This is a genomic window from Streptomyces sp. NBRC 110028, from assembly GCF_001417735.1.
Classification (GTDB): Bacteria; Actinomycetota; Actinomycetes; order Streptomycetales; family Streptomycetaceae; genus Streptomyces.
On sequence record NZ_BBUZ01000027.1, the window covers coordinates 244,634 to 268,015 of the forward strand.

Genomic DNA, 23,382 nt, shown 5'->3' on the forward strand with positions numbered 1-23,382 from the left:
CCCTGGGGTCTGGCCGCCGGAACCCCGCCTGAGGGCACTGTGCACCGGCGGTGGCTCAGCCCCGTATCGTCACCCCGTGGTGTGTACGCAGCCGCCGCAGCTCCCACAGCGACAGCGCGGTCACCGACAGCGGACCGCCGAACACGGCGCACAACTGGGCGGCCACGGGCCCGTTGTCGGGCAGCCCGTCCGGCAGCACGGTGAAGATCGCGATCAGCCACACCAGCACCCCGGTGAGCACGGGCGGCAGCGCGGCGTGCACATAGGCGGTGTTGAAGGCGCTGCGCGCGACGTACGCGGAGGACAGGAACAAGAACACCAGCGCCCATGGCAGACCCACCATCAGCGGCAGGCCGACCGCGAACAGCATCACGCCGTGCAGCCCGTGCAGCAGGGTCGTCTGGCCCACCACATAGGCGAAGGCACCGAAGGCCCCCAGGGTCAGCACATACCAGGCCACTGTCTTGAGCGGGCCGCCCAGCCGGGAGCGCAGTTCCGGGCGCCGGTGTGCGGGCGCATAGAGGATGAAGCCGAACACGACCAACGGTCCGGCGAGGAGGAGCAGGAACGGAGTCAGGAAGAGATTGGCGGCACTGTCGGTCGCCGCACCGCTCCAGCCACCGTCCGCCCCGTACACGTAGACGAGCGCCACGGTCGCGAGGACGCCGAGGACGGAGCGGGTGAGCTGCACTTTGTCGACGAGCTGGTCACGGACCCGCCCGCCGCCCTCCTTGTCGAACAGCCGCTTCGCCACCCGGTTCGCCGAGCGGACCAGCGGGATGAGCGGCGAGAACAGCCACCACCGGCGCCGGCGCACCGGGGTCGGCCGATACGGGCCCGGCGGCTGCGGCGGCACACCGTACGGGGCGGGCGGCGGTGGTCCGTAAGGGTTCTGCGGTGGCGGTCCGTAGTACGGATTCTGCGGCGGCGGCCCCCACTGCCCGCCTCCCTGCCCAGGATTGTTCGGCGGCTGCCATCCCCCCGTAGCCACGTGCACTCCTCTCCCTCGATAGGTGCCGTGGCGGCGAATTCTAGCCATACGCCGGGGCCGCACCCTGGCCAGGGACAGTGCAATATGACATCCTACCGGCCATGACCGGTACGAGGTACCGACCCGGCACTCCCCGCCTCCCGGATGTGCTCGTCATCGGGGCAGGCATCATCGGCGCGGCCTGCGCGTATTACTGCACGTCAGCGGGGCTGCGCGTCACCGTGGTGGAGCGTGGCGCGATCGGCGGCGGAACCACCGGCGCGTGCGAGGGCAACATCCTGGTGTCCGACAAGGAGGCCGGCCCCGAACTGGATCTGGCGCTGCTCTCCTCCCGGTTATGGCGGGAGATCCGCGACGACCTCGGGAGCGCCGCCCTGGAATACCACGCCAAGGGCGGTGTGGTGGTGGCCGGTTCGGACGCCACCGCGGCGGGGCTGCGGCAGCTGACCGCGGAGCAGCGCGCGGCCGGAGTGGAGGTGGTGGACATCGGGCCGGGCGAACTGTCCGAGCTGGAGCCGAATCTGACCCCCGAGGTGGCGGGCGGCGCCCACTACCCGCAGGACGCGCAGGTCCAGCCCGTGCTGGCCGCCGCGCATCTGCTGCGCCAGGCGCGAGCCCGGGGCGCGACCGTCCACAGCGGTGTCAACGTCACCGGCTTCCTCCGGGACCGGCACGGCGCCGTCACCGGGGTGCGCACCGACGCGGCCGCCCTGCCGGCGCTGCACGCCCGATGGGTCGTCAACGCCGCGGGCACCTGGGCCGGGCAGCTCGCCGGCCTCGCCGGGGCTCCGCTACCGGTGCTGCCCCGCAAGGGGTTCATCCTGGTCACCGAACCGCTGCCACGCGTCGTCCGGCACAAGGTGTACACCGCCGAGTACGTGGCCAACGTCGCCAGCGACGACGCCGGTCCGGCGACCTCGGTGGTGGTCGAGGGCACCCGGGCGGGCACCGTCCTGATCGGCGCCAGCCGGGAGCGGGTGGGATTCGACCGCGCGGTGGCGCTGCCTGTGCTGCGCAGGCTGGCGGACCAGGCCATCGGGCTCTTCCCGTTCCTCGCGGAGGTCGCGCTGCTCCGCAGCTATCTGGGCTTCCGCCCCTACTGCCCCGACCATCTGCCGGTGATCGGGCCCGACCCGCGCGCCCCGGGCCTCGTCCACGCCTGCGGCCACGAGGGCGCCGGGATCGGCCTCGCCCCCGCCACCGGCCATCTGCTCGCGCAAGCGCTCACCGGCCGGGCACCGGATCTGCTCCTGACACCGTTTCGCCCGCAGCGATTCGAGGAGGCCGCCGCGTGACCCGGACCCCCTTCACCTTCCGCTTCGACGGCCGGACGGTTCGGGCCGAGCCCGGCCAGAGCATCGCGGCCGCGCTCATCGCCGACGGACAGCGCTCCTGGCGCCGCACCCGTGAAGGCGGCCGTCCGCGCGGGATGTTCTGCGGCATCGGCGTGTGCTTCGACTGCCTGGTGACGGTCAACGGGCGCCCCAACCACCGGGCGTGCCTGGTCGAGGCCGCTCCCGGGGACGTGGTGGAAACCCAGGAGGGAGCGGGCCGTGCCGACCTCGCCTGCTGAGCCCGCTGAGCCCGCTGAGCCCGCTGAATCGGCTGAGTCCGCCGAACCGGCGGCCGCCGCGTACGACATCGCGGTGCTCGGCGCCGGACCCGCCGGGCTGTCCGCGGCGACCGCGGCGGCGGCCCACGGCGCCAGGGTCGCGCTGCTGGACGCGGCCCCCCGCCCCGGCGGCCAGTACTGGCGCCACCGCCCCGCCGACGACGGCGCCGCACACCACGACTGGCCCCTCTTCCAGCGGCTGCGCACCGCCGCGCACACCCATCGCGCCCGGCTCGACCACCTGCCCGGCCACGCCGTCTGGCACATCGAGCGCACCGCCACCGGTTTCGTCACCCATGCCCTGAGCGACGGCGCGCCCCGCGAAGTCCTCAGCCGTACGGTCGTCGTGGCCACCGGCGCCTACGACCGTCAGCTGCCGTTCCCCGGCTGGACCCTGCCCGGTGTCTACACCGCCGGTGGGGCGCAGGCTCTGCTCAAGGGGCACGGCGTCGTCGCGGGCCGCCGCATCGTCGTCGCCGGGACCGGGCCCTTCCTGCTGCCGGTGGCTTCAGGGATGGCCGAGGCGGGGGCCACGGTCCTCGGAGTCTTCGAGGCCGGACGGCCCACCGCGTTCGCCCGCCGCCCGCTCACCACCCTGCGCGCGGCCGTCAAACTCGCCGAGGCCGCCCACTACCTGCGGACGCTGCGGCGCCACGGCGTCCCGTACCGCAGCCGCACCACGGTGGTCGAGGCCCACGGGGCGGACAGCGTCACCGGGGCCGTGGTGGCGCGGCTGGACGACCGGTGGCGGATCGTGCCCGGCACCCGGCGGCGGCTGGAGTGCGACACGGTCGCCGTGGGCTACGGCTTCACCCCGCAGACCGAGATCCCGGCGCAACTCGGCTGCGCGATGGACCGGGACGCCGACGGCAGCCTGGTCGCCCGCGTGGACACCCGGCAGCGCTCCACCGTGCCCGGGGTCTACGTGGCGGGTGAGGCATGCGGGGTGGGCGGCGCCGGGCTCGCCCGGACCGAGGGGGAACTGGCGGGCCTGCACGCGGCGTACGCCACCACCGGCGTCCGCCCCGACCCGCATGGGGTCGCCCGGCTGCTGCGGCTCCGGGCCGCCCGGCGCGGCTTCGCCGCCGCGCTGCACGCGGCGTACCCGGTCCGGCCCGGCTGGCGGGAGTGGCTGACCGAGGACACCGTCGTCTGCCGCTGCGAGGAGGTGACCGCCGGTGCCATCCGCCATGCGGTGAGGGAGCTGGGGGCCACCGATCCACGGGCGGTGAAGCTGTGCGCGCGGCCCGGCATGGGTCTGTGCCAGGGCCGGGTGTGCGGCTATGCCACCGCCGCCCTGACCGCCGCCCATGCCGGGCGCGAGGTCACCGAGGAGGACTTGCGCGGGCTGGCGAGCAGGCCCATCGCCCAGCCGGTGCCGCTGGGACTGCTGAGGGATCCAAGGAGCGGAACCATGCCACACCACGACGAGGAGTCTCAATGACGAAGTCAAGCCGCTTGCGTGACCGGCGGGCCGGGCGGCCACTCCTCGGAAGCCACTGCTGGCAAGGACGCATCAGCCACACCCGGCCCTCCCGGGCCACCCAACAACTTACGGAGGCCGCATGAACGCACAGGCCAGGTCATGGCACGGGGTGCTCGTCGCGACGGCGTTGCCGCTGCGCGAGGACACGACCGGGAGGCTCGCCGTCGACTTCGACGGCTACGCCGAACACCTCACCTGGCTCGCGGACGCGGGATGTCACGGCGTCGTCCCCAACGGCTCCCTGGGCGAGTACCAGACCCTGACCGCCGAGGAGCGGGCCCGCGTGGTCACCACCGCGATCGAGGCCGCCCCCGAGGGCTTCACGGTGATGCCGGGAGTGGCGGCCTACGGCGCGGACGAGGCGCGGCGCTGGGCCGAGCAGGCGGCCGAGGCGGGCGCCCCCGCCGTGATGCTGCTGCCGCCCAACGCCTACCGCGCCGACGAGCGCGCGGTGCTGGCCCACTACCGGGAGGTGGCCAGGACCGGGCTGCCCGTCGTGGCGTACAACAACCCCATCGACACCAAGGTCGACCTGGTGCCCGAGCTGCTGGCGGAGCTGTACCACGAGGGGCTGATCGTGGCGGTGAAGGAGTTCACCGGCGACGTCCGCCGCGGCTACCGCGTCCATGAGCTGGCCCCCGGGCTCGATGTGCTGTGCGGCAGCGACGACGTGTCCCTGGAACTGGCCGTGGCCGGGGCGCCCGGCTGGATCGCCGGCTACCCCAACGCGTTCCCGCGCGCCTGCGCCGAGCTGTGGGCCGCCGCCACCGCGGGCGACCCGGCGTCCGCGCTGCCGCTCTACCGCACCCTGCACCCGCTGCTGCGCTGGGACGCCAGGACCGAGTTCGTCCAGGCGATCAAGCTCAGCATGGACATCGCCGGGCGCTACGGCGGGCCCTGCCGCCACCCGCGCGTACCGCTCACCCCCGAACACGCCGACACGGTGCGCAAGGCCACCGAGAAGGCCCTCGCGGAAGGGCTCGTCTGAACCCATGCGCAGCGACCGGGTCTTCCACGCCGTCGACTCGCACACCGAAGGGATGCCGACCCGCGTCATCACCGGTGGCGCCGGGGTGATTCCCGGCGCCACCATGTTCGACCGGCGCCGGTACTTCATCGAACACCTCGACCACATCCGCCGGTTCCTCATGAACGAGCCGCGCGGCCATTCGGCGATGAGCGGGGCGATCCTCCAGCCCCCGACCCGTCCCGACGCCGACTGGGGCGTGCTGTTCATCGAGACCTCCGGCTGTCTGCCGATGTGCGGACACGGCACCATCGGTGTCGTCACCGTCCTGGTGGAAACCGGCATGGTGGCGGTCGAGGAGCCCGTCACCACCATCCGTCTCGACACCCCCGCCGGGCTGGTCGTGGTGGACGTGGCCGTCGAGCGGGGCGCGGCGCGCGGTGTGACGCTGCGCAACGTGCCCGCGTTCACCCTCGCCCTGGATCGCACCGTGAAGACCGTGCCGTACGGCGACATCCGCTACGACATGGCCTTCGGCGGCAACTTCTACGGCATCGTCGACCTGGACGACCTCGGGATCCCCTTCGACCGGGCCCACAAGAACCGCATCTTGGAGGCCGGGCTGACCATCATGGCCGCCATCAACGAGCAGGCCCGCCCGGTGCATCCCGGCAACCCCGAGATCAGCGGCTGCCACCATGTGTATCTGGCCGCACCCGGATCGACCGCCCGGCACTCCCGGCACGCCATGGTCATCCACCCGGGCATGTTCGACCGCTCGCCCTGCGGTACCGGCACCAGCGCCCGCATGGCCCAGCTGCACACCCGCGGACTGCTGCCGCTGCACACCGACTTCCGCAACGAGTCGTATCTCGGCACCCACTTCACCGGCCGCCTGGTCGAGGAGACCACCGTCGGCGGACGGCCCGCGGTGGTGCCCACCGTCACCGGGCGCGCCTGGATCACCGGCACCGCCCAGTATCTGCGCGACCCCGACGACCCGTTCCCCGAAGGCTTCGAGCTGTGACGAGCCGCTCATGAAGACCATCGACGCGGCCGCGATCGCCGCCGCCCTGCCCCCGCACACCGCGATACGGGCCCTCCAGCAGGCGCTGCGGGACGGGCTCGACCCCGAGGCCGACCCGCCCCGCGGCGTGGTGCCGGTGGCCCACGGCCAGCTGCTGCTGATGCCCGCCGAGGGCCGCAGCGCCCGTGGGCGCGGCTACGCGGGCGTCAAGATCGCCACCGTCGCACCGGACAACCCGGTCCGCGGACTGCCGCGCGTCCAGGGGCGGTACCTGCTGCTGGACGCCGAAACCCTCACCCCGCTCGCCCTGCTGGACGGGGTCGCGCTCACCAACCTCCGTACCGCCGCGGTGTCCGCCGCGGCCGCCGACCTGCTCGCCCCGCCGGACGCGTCCCGGCTGGTGCTCTTCGGCGGCGGCCCGGCGGCCCACAGCCATCTGGCCGCGCTGTGCGCGATCCGCCCGATCACCCAGGTCACCGTCGTCGGCCGCACCCCGGAGCGGTCACGCCGACTGGCCGGCGGCTTCCCGGACACCGCCGGGGTCCGCCTCACGGCCGGGCGGCCGGAAGCGGTCGCGGACGCCGATCTGATCGCCTGCTGCACCACGGCCCGCACCCCGCTGTTCGACGGGACCCTGCTGCCCCCGCACACCACCGTGATGGCCGTGGGCTCGCACGAACCCGGCGCCAGGGAGGTCGACGACCACACCGTGCGCCACGCCACGGTGGTGGTCGAGTCCCGCGCCGCCGCCACCCGGGAGGCGGGCGACCTCATCCAGGTCATCGACCGCGGTCTGCTCGACCCCGCCCGACTGCTGCCCCTCGCAGACCTGGTACGCGCCGCCCCGGCAGTGGCCCCGGGGCGCCCCCGGCTGTTCAAGAGCGTGGGAATGGCATGGGAAGATCTCGTGATCGCCGGTGCCGCGCATGAGGCCGTACAGACCGACGAGAGCGACAGACGAAGGAGACCGACCGCATGACCGCGGACGACGGGGCCACGACCCGCCTGCCCTCGCTCCGCGGCCGCCGCAGCCTCCGCGAGGAGATCGCCGAAACCCTCCGCGGCGCGGTGATCTCCGGCGAACTGAAGCCCGGCGTCGTGTACTCCGCCCCGAGCCTGGCCGAACACTTCGGGGTGTCCGCGACACCTGTGCGCGAGGCCATGCTCGACCTCACCAAGGAGGGGCTGGTCGAGATCGCCCGCAACAAGGGCTTCCGGGTCACCCACCTCTCCGCGGCCGAACTGGACGACATCACCCACCTGCGCGCCCTCATCGAGATCCCGGTGATCCGGCAGATCACCGAGGCGGGCGTCGCCCCCGAGGTCATCACGCGGCTGCGGCCGCTGGCGGCGGGCATCGAGGACGCCGCCGGCCGCCGCGACTTCATCGCCCACGTCACCATCGACATGGAATTCCACCTCACCCTGCTGGCACAGGCCGGGAACAGCAGGCTGGTGGAGATCGTGCGCTCCCTGCGCACCAGCTCCCGGCTCTACGGACTGCGCACGCTGACCGAAGGCAGCGCCCTGTTCGACTCCTCCCACGAACACGCCGAACTCCTCGACCTCATCGAGGCGGGCGACGCGGACGGCGCCGAGGCCCTGATGCGCCGTCACCTCGGACACGTCCGTGGCATCTGGGCCGAGAAGCCCCCGGCCCCCGACGCCGGCCCCGCCCCGGCCCCCGAGGGCCCCACGCCCCGCCCGGCCGGGGAGCCGCCCCGGTGAGCGCGTTACGCGAGGCTGAGCGAACCGCCTTGTGACTCAGCCCGCCGCCAGGCCGTGGACGATGTCCGCGGTCGCCGGGTACAGCCGGCGGTAGCGGGTGTACAGCTCGTCGTAGCGCGCCGTGGTGGACGGGTCGGGGCGGCAGTGGGTGGCGGGGGGATTCCAGCGGGCGATGTCGGCGTCTCCGACGGCCGACGCGGCGAGGAACGCCGAGCCGAGGCTCGCGCCGATGGTGTGCGTGGGGATGTCCTGGGTCAGTCCGGTGATGTCGGAGACGATCTGCGTCCACAGACGGCCCTGGGCGCCACCGCCCACGGCCACCACCCGGTCGATGTGGCCACCGGCGGCGCGGATCGCCTCCACGTTGTGGCGGACACCGAAACCGGTGGCCTCCAGCGCGGCGCGGTAGATGTCACCGCGGGTGTGCGCGAGGGTGAGGCCCGCGAGGACCCCGCGGGCCGCGGGGTCGGCCACGGGGGTGCGTTCCCCGTCGAAGTACGGCAGCATCAGCAGCCCTCGCGCGCCCGGGCCCGAGGTCTCCGCCTCGGCCAGCAGTCCGGGGATCGACGGGTCCCCGAACAGCGAGCGCAGCCAGTCGGTGATGGCCCCCGAGGAGGCCATGCCACCGGCCAGGTTGCGGGTGCCCGGGAGCGCCCCGACGGTGCCCCACAGGGCGGGGAAGGTGACGCGCTCCCGGACCGTGTTGATCAGGAACATGGTCGAGCCGTACATCAGCATCAGATCACCGGCGTTGTGCGCGTCGCCGCTGACCGCCTCCGCCCAGGCGTCGATGGTGCCGGTCGTCACCGGGGTGCCCGCAGCCAGGCCCGTCGCCTCCGCCGCGCGCGGCGACATCCGGCCCGCGGTGTCCCCGGACCAGGCGAGCCGGGGCAGTTCGATGCGCCCGGCCAGCCCGTCGGACCAGGGGCGGTACCAGTCGAGGGCGCCGGTGTCGTACAGCGGGGTGCACTGGCTGGCCGAGTGGTGGTCCAGTACGTACTCCCCGGTGAGCCGGTGCACCAGCCAGGAGCTGGGCATGAACAGCCGCCGGGCGCGGGCGAAGACGCCGGGCTCGTGCCGCGCGAGCCAGGCGAGCTTGGGGCCGACGGCCTGCGTGGAGAGCACCGAACCGCAGCGGCTCAGGATCTCCTCGCGGCCCAGCTCGTCCTCCAGTTCGCGGATCTGCTCGGTGGCGCGGGTGTCGATGCCGTACAGCAGGGCCGGGCGCAGCGGCACACCGGAGTCGTCCGTGACGGCGACACACGGCCCCATCCCGCTGACGCCGACCGCCTCCACGGTCACCTCGGCGGATCCGGCGAGCAGATCCCGGACGAGGGTGATGAACTCCCGCCACCACACCTCCGGGTCCATCTCCACCCAGCCAGGACGGGGCCGGTCCACGCGGTGGCGCACGACGGACCGGGCGAGGACCGTGCCATCGGGCGACACCAGCACTCCCTTGGAGCTGGAGGTCCCGATGTCCACGCCCACCACGGCGCGCTGCGGGGGGATCTGTGAAGGCATCACCCGGTCAGAATGCCATCCCGCTGCCGACCTTCAGCCCGGGCTCCGTCACAGTGCACGACGTGACGATCAGTGATTGTCTGACGTCCGGTGTGCGCAGGGTGTTCTCGGCACATGAGCCGCCATTGACTGTTTGCTATAGCGTGCTATCTTCCTGGTATGAATGCTGATGCCCTGGGGGGCGTGGAGACCGCGTCGCTGGCCGATCAGACGTACCGACGGCTGAGGGAGGCGATCCGTGACGGCGTCCTGCGGCCGGGCGAGAAGATCACTGAACGCGACCTGGCCGTCCGTCTCGGCGTCAGCCCCACCCCCGTCCGTGAGGCGCTGCGGCAACTGGTGCACGAGAAGGCCGTCGAAAGGGTGGGTCCGCGCGCCTTGCGCATCGCCGCCCATTCCCCGGCGACCCGCTCCGAGATCATCGAGGCCGAGGTCCGCCTGTCCGCCCTGATGGCGCGCCTCGCTGCCCGCAAAGCCACTGCGGAGCAGCTCACCGGTCTGGTCTCGCTGCTCGACCGGACCGACCGGATGGTCGCCGATATCGAAAAGACCGTCGCCGAACAGGGGGGCGTGGAAGGCGATGTGACGGACCGGCTCGCGGCCGTCTTCCATGAGCTGCGCCGCTTTCATCGCCAAGTCGAGGCGTGTGCGGGCAATCCTGTCCTGGAGGGCCTGCTGGGCCAGGCCAGGGCCTTCAGCGACGAGGAGCGGCTCGACCTCACCATGAGGCTCGTGCCCGAGCATGCCGAGGCGTTCCGCGCCCGCTACCACGGGCATCGTGAACTCCTGGACGCACTCCTCGAACGGGACGAGGACCGTGCCGAGGAACTTGCCGCGCGTGACCACGGCGCCGCCCTTGCCCAGTTGTCCGGCAGCTGATCGTTTGTCCGGCGGCTGACGTCGAACGGCCTGCCCCCGGGGGGCCCCGGGTAGGCCCCGGCGCATGGGGCGCGCCCCTGCGGGCACGTCTTTCTCTTTTATTTGCTATAGCATGTAGCACAAGGGATTATTTTTATGAAGGTTGATTCTTCGCCCGCCTCCGACGCGGCCACGACATCGCCCGGCCCGGCAGTGGGTGAGCGCATGAACCGCGGTGCGGTGCTCTGGGTGACCCTCGCCGTATTCGCGCAGGAAGCGGTGTGGAACTTCTATGACGCCCAGGTCCCCGAGCAGTTGCGGCACTACTTCACCTCCGCGGGGGTGATCGGGCTGATCATGGGCCTGGACCATTCCTGGGGCATCATCACCCAGCCGTCAGTGGGGTTCCTCTCCGACAAGCTCGCCCGCCGCCGCGCCGGCCGGTGGCCGATCGTCCTGGTCGGCGCAGCACTCGCCAGCGTGCCGTTCATCCTCATCCCCTGGACCACGAACCTGCCGGCGCTGCTGGTGTGCGCGGTCGGCTTCGCCGCGATCGCCAACGCCTTCAAGGGCGTCACCGAGACCCTGATTTCGGACTACGTCGCGCCCTCTGCCCGCAGCAGGGCCCAGGGCTTCATCAAGGCCGGCGTCAGCCTGACCATCGTCGTCTCGTCGCTGATCAGCCTCTTCGTCGTCGACCGGTCCCTTCGCCTCGCCTTCGCGATCCCCCCGCTGCTGATGCTGATCACGCTCGGCCTGGCCTGGGCCTTCCTCGGCCGCCGCCACACCGCCGCCGTCATGCCCTTCGAGGAGACGGCCGACGAGGTACCGGAGTTCGGCTCTCCGTGGGCGGTGCTGAAGGACGCGCTGCGTTCCCCGTCCAGCCCGACGCTGCTGCTGATGATCGGCATCTTCTGCTTCGCCGGCATGTGGTCCGCCCTGCGTTCGCTGATGACCCCGTACGGCACGCAGGTTCTCGGCCTGAGCCGCGGTGAGGCCGGCGGTCTCACGCTCCCGGGCGCGGTCGCGTTCCTGGTGGCCGTGCTGCCGATCGCCTACGCCTCGAACCGGCTGGGGGCACTGCGCGTGGTGCGATACGGCGTCGTCCTGTTCATCGTCGGAGTCCTGGTCGGCTTCACCGTCCCCACCGCTGCGGGCACCATCGCGGCGATGGTGCTCGCCTCCCTCGGGTACGCGGCGTTCGCGGTCAACGCGCTGGTCGCGCTGTGGAACCTCGCGCCGTCGCAGAAGGTGCTGGGCACGTACACCGCCCTTTACACCATCGCCTCCGCGTCCGGCATGGCACTGGGCCCGGCCATTCTCGGCACCACGGTCGACCTGACCAGCTGGCGCTACATGTTCCTCAACGCCGCCGTCGCCGCCGGCGTCACCTTCCTCGTCTTCACCCGCCTGGCCCGACGCGCCTCTGACCGCGCCACCGCCTGACGCCCCGCGACTCCCGCTCCCGGACACAACGAAAGGCACCATCCTCATGGAACTCCGCATCCTGGCCCCTACCGGCGCGCTCGGCGCCGGGTTCGACGCCGACGCGCTCGCGCGCGGCCTCGCCGCCCGCCCGGACGTGATCGCTTGCGACGCCGGCTCCACCGATTCCGGCCCCGCCGCCCTGGGCTCGGGCACCCCGAAGCTGTCCGCCCAGGCGGTCACCCGCGATCTGCGGCTGCTTTTGAAGGCCCGTGACGAGCTCGGTGTGCCGCTGATCATCGGCTCCTGCGGCACCTCCGGCCGAGACACAGGGGTCGACCAGGTCGCCTCCCTCGCCCGGGCCCTCGCCGCGGAAGAGAACCTGCACTTCAAGCTCGGCCTGATCTACTCCGACCAGCCCGTCCAGCGCCTCCAGGACCTCTACGACGCGGGCCGCATCCGGTCCCTCGCGAACGCGCCGGAGATCGACCGTGAGCTGTTCGAGCGCAGCCACACCGTAGCGATGATGGGCGTCGAGCCCCTCCAGGAAGCCCTCCGGGACGGCTGCGACGTCATCCTCGCCGGTCGTGCCAGCGACACCGCCCTCTTCGCCGCTCTGCCCCATATGCGGGGGGCCGACCCGGGCCTGACCTGGCATATGGCCAAGACCATCGAGTGCGGCGCCGCCTGCGCCATCCCGCCGTCCGCCAACGGCCTGCTCGTCACACTGCGGGACGACCACTTCGATGTCACCACACTGGCCGCCGGCACCCGCCTGACCCCCCGGTCGGTGGCCGCACACACCCTGTACGAGAACGCCGACCCCTATCACATCGCCGAACCCTCAGGCGTGCTGGACACCACCGGGGCGACCTACGAGGCGGTCGACGAGCAGACCGTCCGCGTCCGCGGTGCCCGCTACCTCCCGGCTGACGGCTACACCAACAAGCTCGAAGGCGCCGAACTCGTCGGCTACCAGACCGTCATCATCGGCGGCGTGCGCGACCGCGTCGTCATCGACGCCCTCCCCAAGCTCCTGCCGACGGCCAAGCAGTACTTCGACGCCAAGATCCTCGACGTCTTCAACGGCCGGGTCGACCCCGCCGACATCGACATCGACTACCGCCTCTACGGCGCCGGAGCCGTCCTCACCGGCAGCGAACCCGATCCGCTCACCCCACGTGAACTCGGTGTCCTGATCACCGTCACCGCACCCGACCAGGAGACCGCCCACGCCATCGCCACCTTCGTCGCACACGCCAGCAGCCACCTGCCCATCGCCGAGTACGACGGCCTGGTCTCCACCCTCGCCTACCCCTATTCCCCACCCGAGATGGACCGCGGCGCCCTGTACCGCTTCACCCTCAACCACGTCGCCACCGGCATCACCCCCACCGAACTGTTCCGCACCGTCACCGAGGAGCTGTAACCCATGACCACCCTTCTCGACTACTGCTCCCTCATCCGCTCCAAGAACGCCGGCCCCTTCACCCTCACCTTCGACTTCATGTGCCACGACCAAGCCGCCTACGACGCCCTCGTCGCCACCGGCTTCCTCAACAAGAACCTCTTCGCCACCTTGTACAGCGCAGATCCCGACCAGATCCTCGTCGTCAACCACCCCCTCGCCCTCGCCGTCAAGGTTTCCCTGCCACGTCCGGCCGTCCAGGGGGGTCTGCACGACACCGACTGTTATGCCGGCCAGCAGTACGCCCCGCTCATGGACATGGAAGTCCTCCCGGCGTGACGCGGTAGGCGCCGGCCGAGCCGCCCCGGGGACCGGTCAGGAGACCGTACCCGGGGCCGTCATGGGGCCCGGGGGCAGGTCCGGCTCGCCGGTGCGCTGGGCGGGCAGTGGCACCTGGCCCGGCTGGTGGAGGACGACCGTACGCATCGGCAGCGGAATCTCGATGCCCTCGGCCTGATAGCGCCGGTGCAGCCGCTTCATGAACTCGTGCTTGATCAGGTACTGGTCGCTGAACTCCAGAGCCCCCAGGAAGACCGAGAAGTCGATGCCGGACTCGCCGAACGTGTGAAAGCGGATACTCGGCTCGAAATCGACCACGCCGCCGGAAACATCGGCCATCACCTTCGCACCCACCTCGGCCGTCACCCGCTCGACATGTTCGAGGTCACTCCGGTAGGCGACCCGCACCTGCACCATCACCGACATCTCCTGCCCCGGCTGGTGGTAGTTGGTGGTGATCGTGCCCGCCAGCTTGGCGTTGGGGATGATGACGAGGTTGTCGGAGAGCTGACGGATGGTGGTGTTGCGCCAGTTGATGTCCACGACGTACCCCTCCTCCCCGCTGCTGAGCCGGATGTAGTGACCGGGCTGCACCGTCTTGGACGCCAGGATGTGCACCCCCGCGAACAGGTTGGCCAGGGTGTCCTGCAGAGCCAGCGCGACCGCCAGACCGCCCACGCCCAGCGCGGTGAGCAGCGGCGCGATCGAGATGCCCAGTGTCTGCAGCAGGATCAGCACGCCCATCATCAGCACCGCGATACGGGTGATGTTGACGAAGATGGTGGCCGTGCCCGCGACCCCGGACCGGGACAGCGCCAGCGTCTGCACCAGACCGGCGACGACCCGCGCCGCCGTGACCGTGGTGGCCAGGATCAGCGCCGCGATCACCACCTGGTTGACGGTGTGGCCGAGCGTACGGGTCAGCGGCAGCGCCGCGGCCGCCGACGACACGCCCACCGCCATGGACGCCCAAGGGGCCAGGGCGCGCAGGGTGTCGACGATGATGTCGTCCCCGCTCCACCGCGTCCTGCGGGCCCGTTCGCCCAGCCAGCGCAGCCCCATCCGCAGCAGCACTCCGGCCGCGGCGGCGGCTATCAGAGCGGCGCCGACCACGATGACGTCGTGCAGCGTGAGTGCCCGGTTCACCGCTCACCTCCCGACGTGGCCGCCGCCCTCGGAGCGGCGGACCGTGTCGTCACCGGCCCGGAGTTCTGTCTGCTGCTCACCTGGTCACCTGTTCGTGCGGAGGATGTGCCGATTCCGTCGCGGCACGTACACACGGCCTCGACGCGACCTGCCATCTTGCCGTATCCCGTCAACCTCCCGATGACCGCCCGGCCATGACCGGCATGCCGGAATCGGCCCATCGTCACGGCATGGGACACAGGGACAACATGGGCAGGGTGGGAGAGCAGCATGGGAGATATGGATGACATGGATCTCATTCCGCGTCACCCGGCCGACGACGACCCCAACCCGCTGAACCGGCTCTCCCTCGACCGACTGCGCCGCCGGACCAGTATGAAGTGGCGCACCTACCCGGACGACGTGCTGCCGCTGTGGGTGGCCGAGATGGACGTCCCGCTCGCCGAGCCGGTGGTGCGGGCGGTCACCGACGCGATGGCTCTCGGCGACACCGGCTATCCGGCCGGTACGGCGTACGCCGAGGCGCTGGCGGGCTTCGCCCGGGAGCGCTGGGGCTGGGACGGGCTCGCCGTGGAACGCACGGCGATCGTGCCCGATGTGAGCACCCCGTATCTGAGCGTGTCCGGCGCGGAGAGCGGGCTGTCGCTGATGTCGGTCTCCAAGGGGTGGAACCTCGCCGGGCTCAAGGCCGCGCTGGCCATCGCCGGGCCCGGCGCCGCCGAGGACCTGGCGCGCCTCCCCGAAGAGGTCGGCCACGGCCTCAGCCACATCGGCGTCATCGCCCACACCGCCGCGCTGCGCGAGGGCGGGGACTGGCTGGACGCCCTGCTGGGCGGGCTCCACGACAACCGCGCGCTGCTCACCGCTCTGCTGGCCCGGGACCTGCCCGGGGTCCGCTACCGGCCGGGTCCGGCGACCTTCCTCGCCTGGCTCGACTGCCGCGCCCTGGGCCTGGGGGACGACCCCGCCGCCGTCTTCCTCGACCGCGGCCGGGTGGCCCTCAACTCCGGGCTGCCGTTCGGTACGGGCGGGGCGGGCCATGTCCGGCTCAACCTGGCCACCTCGCCGGAGCTGCTCGCCGAGGCGGTACGGCGGAGGGCCGCCGCCCTCACCTGAGCCCCGCCCTCACCTGAGCCCTGCCCGCTCCTGAGCCCTGCCCGCTCCTGAGCGCCGCCCGGACCGGCCGTCAGCACGACGCGCTGTACGGCCGGTCCGGGGGACCGTCGGCGTCAGCCGATCACAGATCGGTGATCCACCAGGCCGCGGCGCTGCCCGGCAGCGTCCCGGGCGGGCAGGAGGTGCTGGCCAGAATCGGCGCGCCGGTGACCGGAGCCGGGACCGGGTGGTCGCTGAAGTTGATCGCGCACACCAGCCCGTCGCCGCGCATGAACGCCAGCACCTCGGGCGGCGACTCCATCCACACCAGCGGGCCCTCGCCCATCTGCGGAAGGCTGCGCCGCAGATACAGCCCCTCACGGTACAGATGCCAGAACGAGTCGGTGTCGGCCAGGGCCCGGTCGGTGGCGTGTTCGGCGAACCACTCGGGCTGCGGCAGCCACGGCTGGGCCACCGCCTCGCCGGTGGTGAAGCCGAACGGCGAGGCGAGCCCCGACCACGGCAGCGGCACCCGGCAGCCGTCGCGGATGTGCTGACGGCTGCCGGTGCGGTGGAAGATGGGGTCGGTCAGCACCTCGTCCGGCAGGTCGACCACCTCGGGCAGGCCCAGTTCCTCGCCCTGGTAGACGTACGCGGCGCCGGGCAGGGCCAGCATCAGCAGGGCGGCGGCGCGGGCCCGGGCCGGGCCGAGGCACGTCACCTCGCCGGTCGCCGGTTCGCCCGCGTACCGGGTGACGGTGCGGACCTGGTCGTGGTTGTTGAGGACCCAGGTGACGGTGGAGCCGGTGTCGGCGATGTCCCGCATCGCCTCGCTGATCACCTTGCGGAAGACGTCCGGGTTCCAGGGCGCGGTGAGCAGGTGGAAGAAGAAGGCCTGGTGGAGCTCGTCGGAACGCACGTACTTGGCCTGCTCCAGCGGCGTCGGCACGGAGACCTCGCCGACCAGGAGCCGGTCGTTCCCGTCGCGGGCCGCGTACTCGTCGCAGATCGCGCGCCAGCGGCGCCACTCCTCGTGGATCTCCGGCTGGTTCCAGGCGAGGGGGTTGACGGAGTCGCGGGTGCGTTCGTCGATGGTGGGGTCGTCGGAGTCGGGCAGGTCGGGGTGTTTGAACAGGCCCGCCGCCACATCGATACGGAACCCGTCGACACCCCGGTCCAGCCAGAACCGCAGCACCTCGTGGAAGTGCTCGCCGACCGACGGCTCACGCCAGTTGAGGTCGGGCTGTTCGGGGGTGAAGAGGTGGAGGTACCACTGGCCGGGGGTGCCGTCGGGTTCGGTGACCCGGCTCCAGGCGGGGCCGCCGAACATGGCGTGCCAGTTGTTGGGCGGCAGTTCGCCGTCCGCGCCGCGGCCGTCGGCGAAGTGGAAGCGTGCCCGGGCCGGTCCGCCGGGGCCCTCGGCCAGGGCGGCCTTGAACCAGGCGTGTTCGCTGGAGCAGTGGTTGGGAACGATGTCCATGAGGACCTTCAGCCCGAGCCGGTGGGCGTCGTGCACCAGCCGGTCGAACTCGTCCAGATCGCCGAAGATCGGGTCGACGTCGAGGTAGTCGGCGACGTCGTACCCGTGGTCGTGCTGCGGCGACGGGTAGAACGGGCTGAGCCAGATCCCGTCCACGCCCAGCTTCTTGAGGTACGGCAGCCCCAGCCGGGCCCCGGCGAGGTCGCCGATGCCGTCCCCGGTGCTGTCGAGGAAGCTGCGCAGATAGATCTGGTAGATCACCGCGTCGCGCCACCAGGCGTGGGGTGAGCCCTCCGTGCGATGTGTGGAGGGGCGGGGCGCCGTAGTGGCCGTGGCGAGGCCCGATGCCTCGTCACTCGCCGGTATCGAGGTCGTCCGGCGCTCATCCGGGGCTGTCATGCGTCCATCCCATTACTGGTTCGTGCTGGCTCTTGCTGGTGCGATCGCCGACGTGGGGAGTCGGCGGGGCAGGGGCGGTCCGGCGCCATGCGGCAGGTTGTCGCGGATCGGCGCGATGGCCGGTCAGGTGTGGTGCGGACGGCGCTCGTCAGGCCCCGGGCCGGGTCTCAGATGCCGCGCGGGGCCTTGTGGTGAGCGGCCGGGCGGCCGGGGGTCCGGCGGCTGAGGGCCTTGCGGCTCAGGGGCGCGGCCGGACGCGGTGCGTCGGCGGCCGGGGCGGGGGCGGCGTACGGTACCCCGGCGAGCATATGGTGCCTCTGACTGCTCACGGACAGGCCCTCTCGTGCGGCACATCACCGTTGATGTATCGATAAAGCACAGTGTCATAGGATGGGGGTGAGCGGCAAGCGATCACGAGAAGCCGGAGCAAACCGGGAGAGCGGATGGCGACGCTGAAGGATGTGGCCCGCACGGCGGGGGTCTCGGTGATGAGCGTCTCCAACGTCCTCAACGACACCGGCCGTTTCTCCGCCACCATGCGCGAACGGGTCCTGCAGGCCGCCGAGGAGGTGGGCTACGCGGGTCCCGACCCGGCCGCCGCGTCGCTCCGGCGCGGACGCACCGGCACCGTCGGGGTGGTGCTGCCCCTCCCGCTGGAGACGGCGTTCGCCGACCCGGCCGCCACCGCCTTCCTGGAGGGCGTGGCCCGTGAGTTCCAGCGCCGCCGCACCACCATGACCCTGCTCGCCCTGCCGCCCGCCGTGGGACCGCTCGCCCGGCACGCCGCGGCCCCCGTCCAGCAGGTGGCCGACGCGCCGCTCGCGGCGCTGGAGAAGGCGGTGATCGACGCCGCGCTCCTGTACAGCGTGGAGGAGGACCACCCCGGTCTCGACATCCTGGTCAAGCGTGAACTGCCGGTGCTGGCCGTGGACTCGCCCGGCCATGACACCGGGCGGGACCGCTTCGGCGGCGCCTGGGCGGGATTCGTCACCGTCGACGACTTCGGCGGCGCCCGGCGCGCCGCCCGCCATCTGGTCGGCCTCGGCCACCGGCGGGCCGTGATCCTGGTCGACAAGCTCGCCGTGCAGCCACGGCTCGGCCCGGCCACCTGGCCCGAGGCCCTCGCCACCACCAGCGCCATCCTGCGCCGTCGGCTGCTGGGTTACCGCGACGCGTGGGCCGAGGCGGGGCTGCCGTTCGCGGACCTCACCGTCATCGAATGCGGCAGGAACGACATCGCGGCGATCCGCACGGCCGTCCACACCCTGCTCACCGCGCCGGGCCCGCGCCCCACCGCGCTGCTCGCCGTCTCCGACACCCTCGCGCTCGGCGCGTGCGCGGCCGTCCGGGAGTACGGCCTCGCCGTGCCGGGCGATCTGGCCGTCATCGGCTACGACGACATTCCCGCGGCCGCCACCGCCGCCGTGCCGCTCACCACGGTCCATCAGCCCACCGTGGAGAAGGGCGAGTCGGCGGCCCGGCTGCTCCTGGACCACACCGACCACTGCGGCGAGCACCGCCCCGACCCCCGCTCCGGCCATGGGGCGCCTGGCCTCCCACCCGCAGCCGTGGCCGGTGCGGCGCTGCCGGAACTCCCCACCCGTCTCGTCATCCGCGCCAGCACACCGGCCTGATCCGGGGCACTGCCGTTCGGGCCGGTCCCAGCGGATTCCCGTACAACCATCCTGGGCACCCACATGTCACCTGGATGACGCAAAAAGCGTTCTAGGGTCACAAGGGGGAAATATGAAGATTTCACGCTATGTTGCCGCGACCGCGGTCCTGGCTTCGGCCGTCGCGGGCAGCGTGGTCCTGGCCCCGTCCGCCTCGGCGGCGGCCAAGGCCGCGTACAACGGGGCCTGCGGCAGCGGGTACAAGGTGGTGAACTCGGCGCCGGTCGGCTCCCAGGGCACCGTCTTCCTGACGTACAACTCCGCCAAGGGCAAGAACTGTGTCGTCACCGTCCGGAACTCGGCGGGGGCGGCGAAGAACATGTTCGCGTACCTCTACGTCAACGGCTCGGACGAGCCGCAGCAGGACAGCGGCCTGTACAAGTCCTACGCCGGTCCGATCTACGACACCGGGCGCGGGAAGTGCATCGACTGGGCCGGGGGCATCGACAACCAGGCGACCTACACCTACGGATCGAACTGCGGATCCCTCACCGCGCACCGGGTGACCAAGGGCTGGTAATCCGCGCGGCCCCGCACACCCCACCACCTGACGCACCACCCGACGGCTCGCCGCCGCTGCCACTCAGCGGCGGCGACGCCGTGTCACGAACACCCCGGCGGCCGCCAGTACGGCGGCGGCCGAACCGCCCGCCACCAGTGGCATCGCGGTGCTGCCGGCGCCGCTGTCGCCGTCGTCGGCGCGCTCGGCGGTGCCATCGGCGGGCGCCGGCGTGCCGCCGTTCCCGGCCCCGGCGGAGAGCACGACGTCCGAGCAGGAGTAATACGTGTCCGCCGTACTGGAGTTGCGCCAGATCGTGTACAGGAGCTGACGGCCACGGCGGTCCGACGGCAGCTTCGCCTTGAGGTGATACGCCCCGTCGGTCAGCTTCGGGTCCTTCACTTTCGCGAACGGTTCGGCGTCGAGATCGGACCACTTCAGCGGCCGCGTCGGATCGTAGCCCCGCTTGGTGAGATACAGCTCGAAGGTCCCGGTGTGCGGAATCGTGGAGCGGTAGTCGAGCGTGAGGGCGGCCCCGGGGGCGAGCCGCGTCGAGGGCCAGTCCGCGCGCGGCAGGTCCAGCCCCTGGTATCCATCGAGGCCCGCGCTGCACAGCTTGCCGTCCGGGATCCGCTGCCGGTCCTTGCCGTTCACCCCGGCGACGCGCAGATTGTCCCACTCGCCGAACGCCGCGCCCCCGGCCGCCTTCGCCGCCGTGCAGGCCGCCGACCGCGCCTCCCGCCCGCCCTCCGGCGAGCAGGCCACCGTCCGGCTGACCGGATCCACCGGCGCCCCGTGGGCCAGGGCGGGCCCGGCGCCCACCACGGTGAACACCAGCGAGGCGGTTCCGGCGAAGGCGGCCGAGGCGGCGATGCGATGCGCGGTCATGCCGGGGAGTACGAGGGGGAGGGGCGGTGTGTTCAACGGGCCGCCGGTGGCGTGTCACTCGCCCCAGCGGCGCCCGGCTACTTGCCCAGCGCGCGCTCGAAGAGTGCCAGCAGCTCCCGCCAGTGCCGGTCCTCCGCGGCGGCGTCGTACATGGCGGTGTCGACCTGTGTGAACCCGTGGTGGGCGCCCTCGTACACCTCGCTGCGGTAGCGCACCCCGGCCGCGTCCATCGCCTGCTCCAGCACGGCGATCTGGTCCGCCGGGATCGACGGGTCCTGGTCGGCGTGGCCGAAGTACAGCTCCGCCGAGATCCGGTCGACGAGCCGGTGCGGGCTGTCCGGGGCGTCCGTGACCAGATGGCCGCCGTGGAAGCTGGCCGCGGCCGCGACCCGCTCGGGGTGGGCCGCCGCGGTGCGCACCGCCAGCACGCCGCCCATGCAGTAGCCGACGCTGCCCACGGGCCCGTCCGCGACCTGGGGAGAGGCGGCCAGCCAGTCGAGGTACGCCCCGGCGTCCCGCATCGCCAGTTCGGGCGTGTGCGCCCTCATCAGCGGGCCGAGCCGGTCGAAGAGGTCCGACCGGTTCGAGGGGTCGATGAACTCCGGCAGCTCCACCACGGGCGCCCGCCCCGCGCGGTAGAGGACGTTGGGCACCAGCACGGCGTAGCCGTGGCCGGCGAGGCGCTTCGCCGCCTCCTCGACCGAGGCGCGCGGCCCGAACGCGTCCGGGTACAGCAGGACGCCGGGATGCGGGTTCCCGTCGTCGGGATGGGCCAGGTAGGCGTCGGCAATCCCGTCGGGGGTGGGGATGTCAAGGGAGGCGCCGTGCGCGGAAACCATTGCCGCAACCTTCTCTCACGTCGTGGGGGCAGCGCCGGTCACCATGGCCGGCGCGGCCCCACCGTACCGCCGCGGCTCCGGGGCCCCGGGGACCGGCTCCAGCGGCCTGACGGTGCGACGGCGCGGAAGGGAATTGACCGAAGACACCGACCAGGCGGTATGCCGATGATGCAATAGCGGGAGAGGCCCGGCCCGGAGCGGGGCGGGCCTCGTGATGCCGCGTCGAGCGGCACATCGCACGTCAGAGGTGGAGGAAAGTCATGCACCCAGTCACCGGCTCCCGCACCGTCGGCCCCGCCGCCGGGCGCTCTGCCAGCCGACTGTCTGCCGACAGGGCCCGGGCGCTGCCCCGGATGCCCGCCGCCCGCCCGCCCATACGCTCGCGGGCCGACCCCGAGGCCATCGCGCTGCTGCACCGGACCGCCCGCGTCCTGATCGACGAACTGCCCCGGCTGACCGACGAGGTGGTCGCCCTGATGCGGGAGAGAGAACCGGTCTACCGCGCCGGTTCCATCGATCCGCACGAGCTGTGGCGGGACGTCAACGACTCGCTGTCCAACAATGTGCGCTCCCTGCTGTACCCCAAGGAGACCCGGGAGACGGCCCGCTCCGTCTCCTGGCGGATCGGCGCCGACCGCGCGGCCCAGGGCCTCCCGCTGGACGCGCTGCTGCACGGCTTCCGCATCGGGTGCACCGTCGTCTGGGACGAGCTGGTGGAGACGGCCTCGCGGGAGGACCCGGCGGGCGCCCGGGGGCTGGTGCATGTGGCGTCCGACATCTGGAACTTCGTCGACGAGCACTGCACGCTCGTCGCCGAGGCGTACCACGAGGTCGGACGGCAGCTCGCCTGGCACCGCGAGAACCGGTTCCGGATCATCGTCGAGGCGCTTCTGGACGGCACCGCCCGGGTGAGCGACTTCCCGGAGGCGGAAGAGGTACTGGGCCTGCCCGAGCAGGGGCGTTACGCGGTCGTGGCCATGGACCACTCGGGCTCCGGACCCGCCGCGCCGCGCCCGCCGGAGGTCCACGGCGGCGGCCGTACCGTGTGGCACACGGGTGAGTCCACCGCCCACGCGATCGTCCTCCTCGGGGACAGCGATCCCGGGGAGGTGGCGCGCTCCCTCACCGTCCCGCCCGGCGCCCGGGCCGGGGTCAGCCCCGCCGTCACGGGCCTGGCCTCCGTGAACGCGGCCCGGCTGCTCGCCGATACGGCGCTGCGCGCATGCCCCGCCACCGGCGGGGCGGCGCTGCTGGAGGAGCACTATCCGGAGGCCCTGGTGGTGTCCTCCCCGGACCTGGCCACCGCGCTCGCCGACCGCATGCTCGGGCCCGTCCTGGCGCTCGAACCCGCCGACCGGGACGTCCTGCTGAAGACCCTGACGGCCTGGCTGGACGCCGACGGATCGGCGCGCGAGGCGGGGCGGGCCCTGTTCTGCCACCGCAATACGGTGCTCAACCGGCTGCGCCGCTACGAGCAGTTGACCGGGCGTACACTGCACCGCCCGCGCGACGTCGTCGAGTTGTCGCTCGCCCTCGCGGCACACGGACTGCTGTCGCCCTGACCGGGGGCGTGAGACTCCGGTACAGACCTTTGCGGTCGGAAAGCCGGTAAACGGCTTCGCATGACCAGGATGAGTGTGGGCGTGCACAACGGCCGCCAGTGGATCATGTGCCTCTGCCACGCGGTCCCTCGACGGACTGTACGGCGGTCCCGGTGAGCTGCTGTCGTGGCGGTCCCGTCCACCCGTACCGGACGGATCCGCCACGAGGAGCACGACATGTCCGATCACGCATGGGGGCAGGCCACACAACCGCGCCCGGTGCGCACCGCCGACGTCATGCCACCGCGGCCGCCGGAGGCGATGGGCCCCCGCCCCGGCCCGCACCCCGACTCCCGTCCGGACCACTCCGACTCCCGTCCGGACCACTCCGACTCCCGTCCCGACCACCCCGACTCCCGCTCCGGCCGCCGTGGTGGTCAACTGCACCGCGGGCGGC

At 72.3% G+C, this 23,382-nt stretch carries 22 protein-coding genes and 1 pseudogene; 16 read left to right on the forward strand and 7 right to left on the reverse strand.

Annotated elements, in window-relative coordinates; all coding sequences use genetic code 11:
- Nucleotides 1–55: 55 nt before the first annotated feature.
- Nucleotides 56–991 carry a hypothetical protein gene (locus tag ASC60_RS18295; protein ID WP_063787158.1) on the reverse strand — a complete coding sequence of 312 codons (936 nt, stop codon included), beginning with the start codon at nt 989–991 and terminating at the stop codon, nt 56–58.
- A 101-nt stretch (nt 992–1,092) separates the two neighbouring features.
- On the opposite strand from ASC60_RS18295, the gene ASC60_RS18300 reads away from it, so the two are divergent.
- The 7 genes from ASC60_RS18300 to ASC60_RS18330 all read left to right on the forward strand — a co-directional run bounded on the left by ASC60_RS18300 (nt 1,093) and on the right by ASC60_RS18330 (nt 7,811).
- Complete coding sequence (locus ASC60_RS18300; protein WP_055552186.1) at nt 1,093–2,286, forward strand: FAD-binding oxidoreductase; 1,194 nt, start codon at nt 1,093–1,095, stop codon at nt 2,284–2,286.
- Nucleotides 2,283–2,564 (forward strand): (2Fe-2S)-binding protein, encoded by a 282-nt coding sequence (locus tag ASC60_RS18305; protein WP_055552188.1) that lies wholly within the window; start codon nt 2,283–2,285, stop codon nt 2,562–2,564. The genes ASC60_RS18300 and ASC60_RS18305 overlap by 4 nt, the downstream gene beginning before the upstream one ends.
- Nucleotides 2,545–4,047: an NAD(P)/FAD-dependent oxidoreductase gene (locus ASC60_RS18310; RefSeq protein WP_079038464.1), complete on the forward strand. Its 1,503-nt coding sequence runs from the start codon at nt 2,545–2,547 to the stop codon at nt 4,045–4,047. Before ASC60_RS18305 ends, ASC60_RS18310 begins: the two co-directional genes overlap by 20 nt.
- A 121-nt stretch (nt 4,048–4,168) precedes the next feature.
- Nucleotides 4,169–5,077 (forward strand): dihydrodipicolinate synthase family protein, encoded by a 909-nt coding sequence (locus ASC60_RS18315; protein WP_055552190.1) that lies wholly within the window; start codon nt 4,169–4,171, stop codon nt 5,075–5,077.
- Nucleotides 5,078–5,081: 4 nt separating this feature from the next.
- Complete coding sequence (locus ASC60_RS18320) at nt 5,082–6,083, forward strand: proline racemase family protein (RefSeq protein WP_055552192.1); 1,002 nt, start codon at nt 5,082–5,084, stop codon at nt 6,081–6,083.
- A gap of 10 nt (nt 6,084–6,093) precedes the next feature.
- Nucleotides 6,094–7,062, forward strand: coding sequence for an ornithine cyclodeaminase family protein (locus ASC60_RS18325; RefSeq protein WP_055552194.1), 969 nt, complete (start codon nt 6,094–6,096; stop codon nt 7,060–7,062).
- Nucleotides 7,059–7,811, forward strand: coding sequence for a GntR family transcriptional regulator (locus tag ASC60_RS18330; protein ID WP_055552196.1), 753 nt, complete (start codon nt 7,059–7,061; stop codon nt 7,809–7,811). The genes ASC60_RS18325 and ASC60_RS18330 overlap by 4 nt, the downstream gene beginning before the upstream one ends.
- Nucleotides 7,812–7,847: 36 nt before the next feature.
- Here ASC60_RS18330 and ASC60_RS18335 read toward each other — a convergent pair whose 3' ends face one another.
- Nucleotides 7,848–9,335: an FGGY-family carbohydrate kinase gene (locus tag ASC60_RS18335; protein WP_055552197.1), complete on the reverse strand. Its 1,488-nt coding sequence runs from the start codon at nt 9,333–9,335 to the stop codon at nt 7,848–7,850.
- A 159-nt stretch (nt 9,336–9,494) separates the two neighbouring features.
- Here ASC60_RS18335 and ASC60_RS18340 point away from each other — a divergent pair, with 159 nt between their 5' ends.
- From ASC60_RS18340 to ASC60_RS18355, 4 genes are all read left to right on the forward strand, one after another.
- Entirely contained in the window at nt 9,495–10,214 is a 720-nt protein-coding gene (locus ASC60_RS18340; protein ID WP_079038465.1) for a GntR family transcriptional regulator, read from the forward strand.
- A 204-nt stretch (nt 10,215–10,418) separates the two neighbouring features.
- Nucleotides 10,419–11,639: an MFS transporter gene (locus ASC60_RS18345; protein ID WP_055552201.1), complete on the forward strand. Its 1,221-nt coding sequence runs from the start codon at nt 10,419–10,421 to the stop codon at nt 11,637–11,639.
- 46 nt (nt 11,640–11,685) lie between these two features.
- Nucleotides 11,686–13,047 (forward strand): acyclic terpene utilization AtuA family protein, encoded by a 1,362-nt coding sequence (locus ASC60_RS18350; protein WP_055552203.1) that lies wholly within the window; start codon nt 11,686–11,688, stop codon nt 13,045–13,047.
- A 3-nt stretch (nt 13,048–13,050) separates the two neighbouring features.
- A complete protein-coding gene (locus ASC60_RS18355; protein WP_055552205.1) occupies nt 13,051–13,365 on the forward strand; it encodes a DUF4387 domain-containing protein in 315 nt (104 codons plus the stop codon).
- Between the two features lie 36 nt (nt 13,366–13,401).
- Here ASC60_RS18355 and ASC60_RS18360 read toward each other — a convergent pair whose 3' ends face one another.
- Nucleotides 13,402–14,511, reverse strand: a complete 1,110-nt coding sequence (locus ASC60_RS18360) for a mechanosensitive ion channel family protein (protein ID WP_055552207.1) — start codon at nt 14,509–14,511, stop codon at nt 13,402–13,404.
- Nucleotides 14,512–14,799: 288 nt separating this feature from the next.
- Between ASC60_RS18360 and ASC60_RS18365 the strand changes: the two genes are divergently transcribed.
- Nucleotides 14,800–15,627: an aminotransferase class I/II-fold pyridoxal phosphate-dependent enzyme gene (locus tag ASC60_RS18365; RefSeq protein ID WP_055552492.1), complete on the forward strand. Its 828-nt coding sequence runs from the start codon at nt 14,800–14,802 to the stop codon at nt 15,625–15,627.
- Between the two features lie 121 nt (nt 15,628–15,748).
- On the opposite strand, the gene ASC60_RS18370 is transcribed toward ASC60_RS18365, so the two are convergent.
- A complete protein-coding gene (locus ASC60_RS18370; RefSeq protein ID WP_234357007.1) occupies nt 15,749–17,485 on the reverse strand; it encodes a glycoside hydrolase family 13 protein in 1,737 nt (578 codons plus the stop codon).
- Between the two features lie 167 nt (nt 17,486–17,652).
- Nucleotides 17,653–17,814, reverse strand: coding sequence for a hypothetical protein (locus ASC60_RS41705; protein WP_159043283.1), 162 nt, complete (start codon nt 17,812–17,814; stop codon nt 17,653–17,655).
- Between the two features lie 114 nt (nt 17,815–17,928).
- Here ASC60_RS41705 and ASC60_RS18375 point away from each other — a divergent pair, with 114 nt between their 5' ends.
- Nucleotides 17,929–19,119, forward strand: coding sequence for a LacI family DNA-binding transcriptional regulator (locus tag ASC60_RS18375; RefSeq protein ID WP_055552210.1), 1,191 nt, complete (start codon nt 17,929–17,931; stop codon nt 19,117–19,119).
- 112 nt (nt 19,120–19,231) lie between these two features.
- Nucleotides 19,232–19,678: a hypothetical protein gene (locus tag ASC60_RS18380; protein ID WP_055552212.1), complete on the forward strand. Its 447-nt coding sequence runs from the start codon at nt 19,232–19,234 to the stop codon at nt 19,676–19,678.
- A gap of 63 nt (nt 19,679–19,741) precedes the next feature.
- Here ASC60_RS18380 and ASC60_RS18385 read toward each other — a convergent pair whose 3' ends face one another.
- Nucleotides 19,742–20,545 carry a lytic polysaccharide monooxygenase gene (locus tag ASC60_RS18385; protein WP_055552213.1) on the reverse strand — a complete coding sequence of 268 codons (804 nt, stop codon included), beginning with the start codon at nt 20,543–20,545 and terminating at the stop codon, nt 19,742–19,744.
- A gap of 77 nt (nt 20,546–20,622) precedes the next feature.
- Nucleotides 20,623–21,384 carry a dienelactone hydrolase family protein gene (locus tag ASC60_RS18390; protein WP_055552215.1) on the reverse strand — a complete coding sequence of 254 codons (762 nt, stop codon included), beginning with the start codon at nt 21,382–21,384 and terminating at the stop codon, nt 20,623–20,625.
- A gap of 260 nt (nt 21,385–21,644) precedes the next feature.
- On the opposite strand from ASC60_RS18390, the gene ASC60_RS18395 reads away from it, so the two are divergent.
- Both ASC60_RS18395 and ASC60_RS18400 read left to right on the forward strand, forming a co-directional pair.
- Nucleotides 21,645–22,946, forward strand: a complete 1,302-nt coding sequence (locus tag ASC60_RS18395; RefSeq protein ID WP_079038466.1) for a CdaR family transcriptional regulator — start codon at nt 21,645–21,647, stop codon at nt 22,944–22,946.
- 216 nt (nt 22,947–23,162) lie between these two features.
- Nucleotides 23,163–23,382, forward strand: a pseudogene (locus tag ASC60_RS18400) (hypothetical protein); the annotation flags it as partial.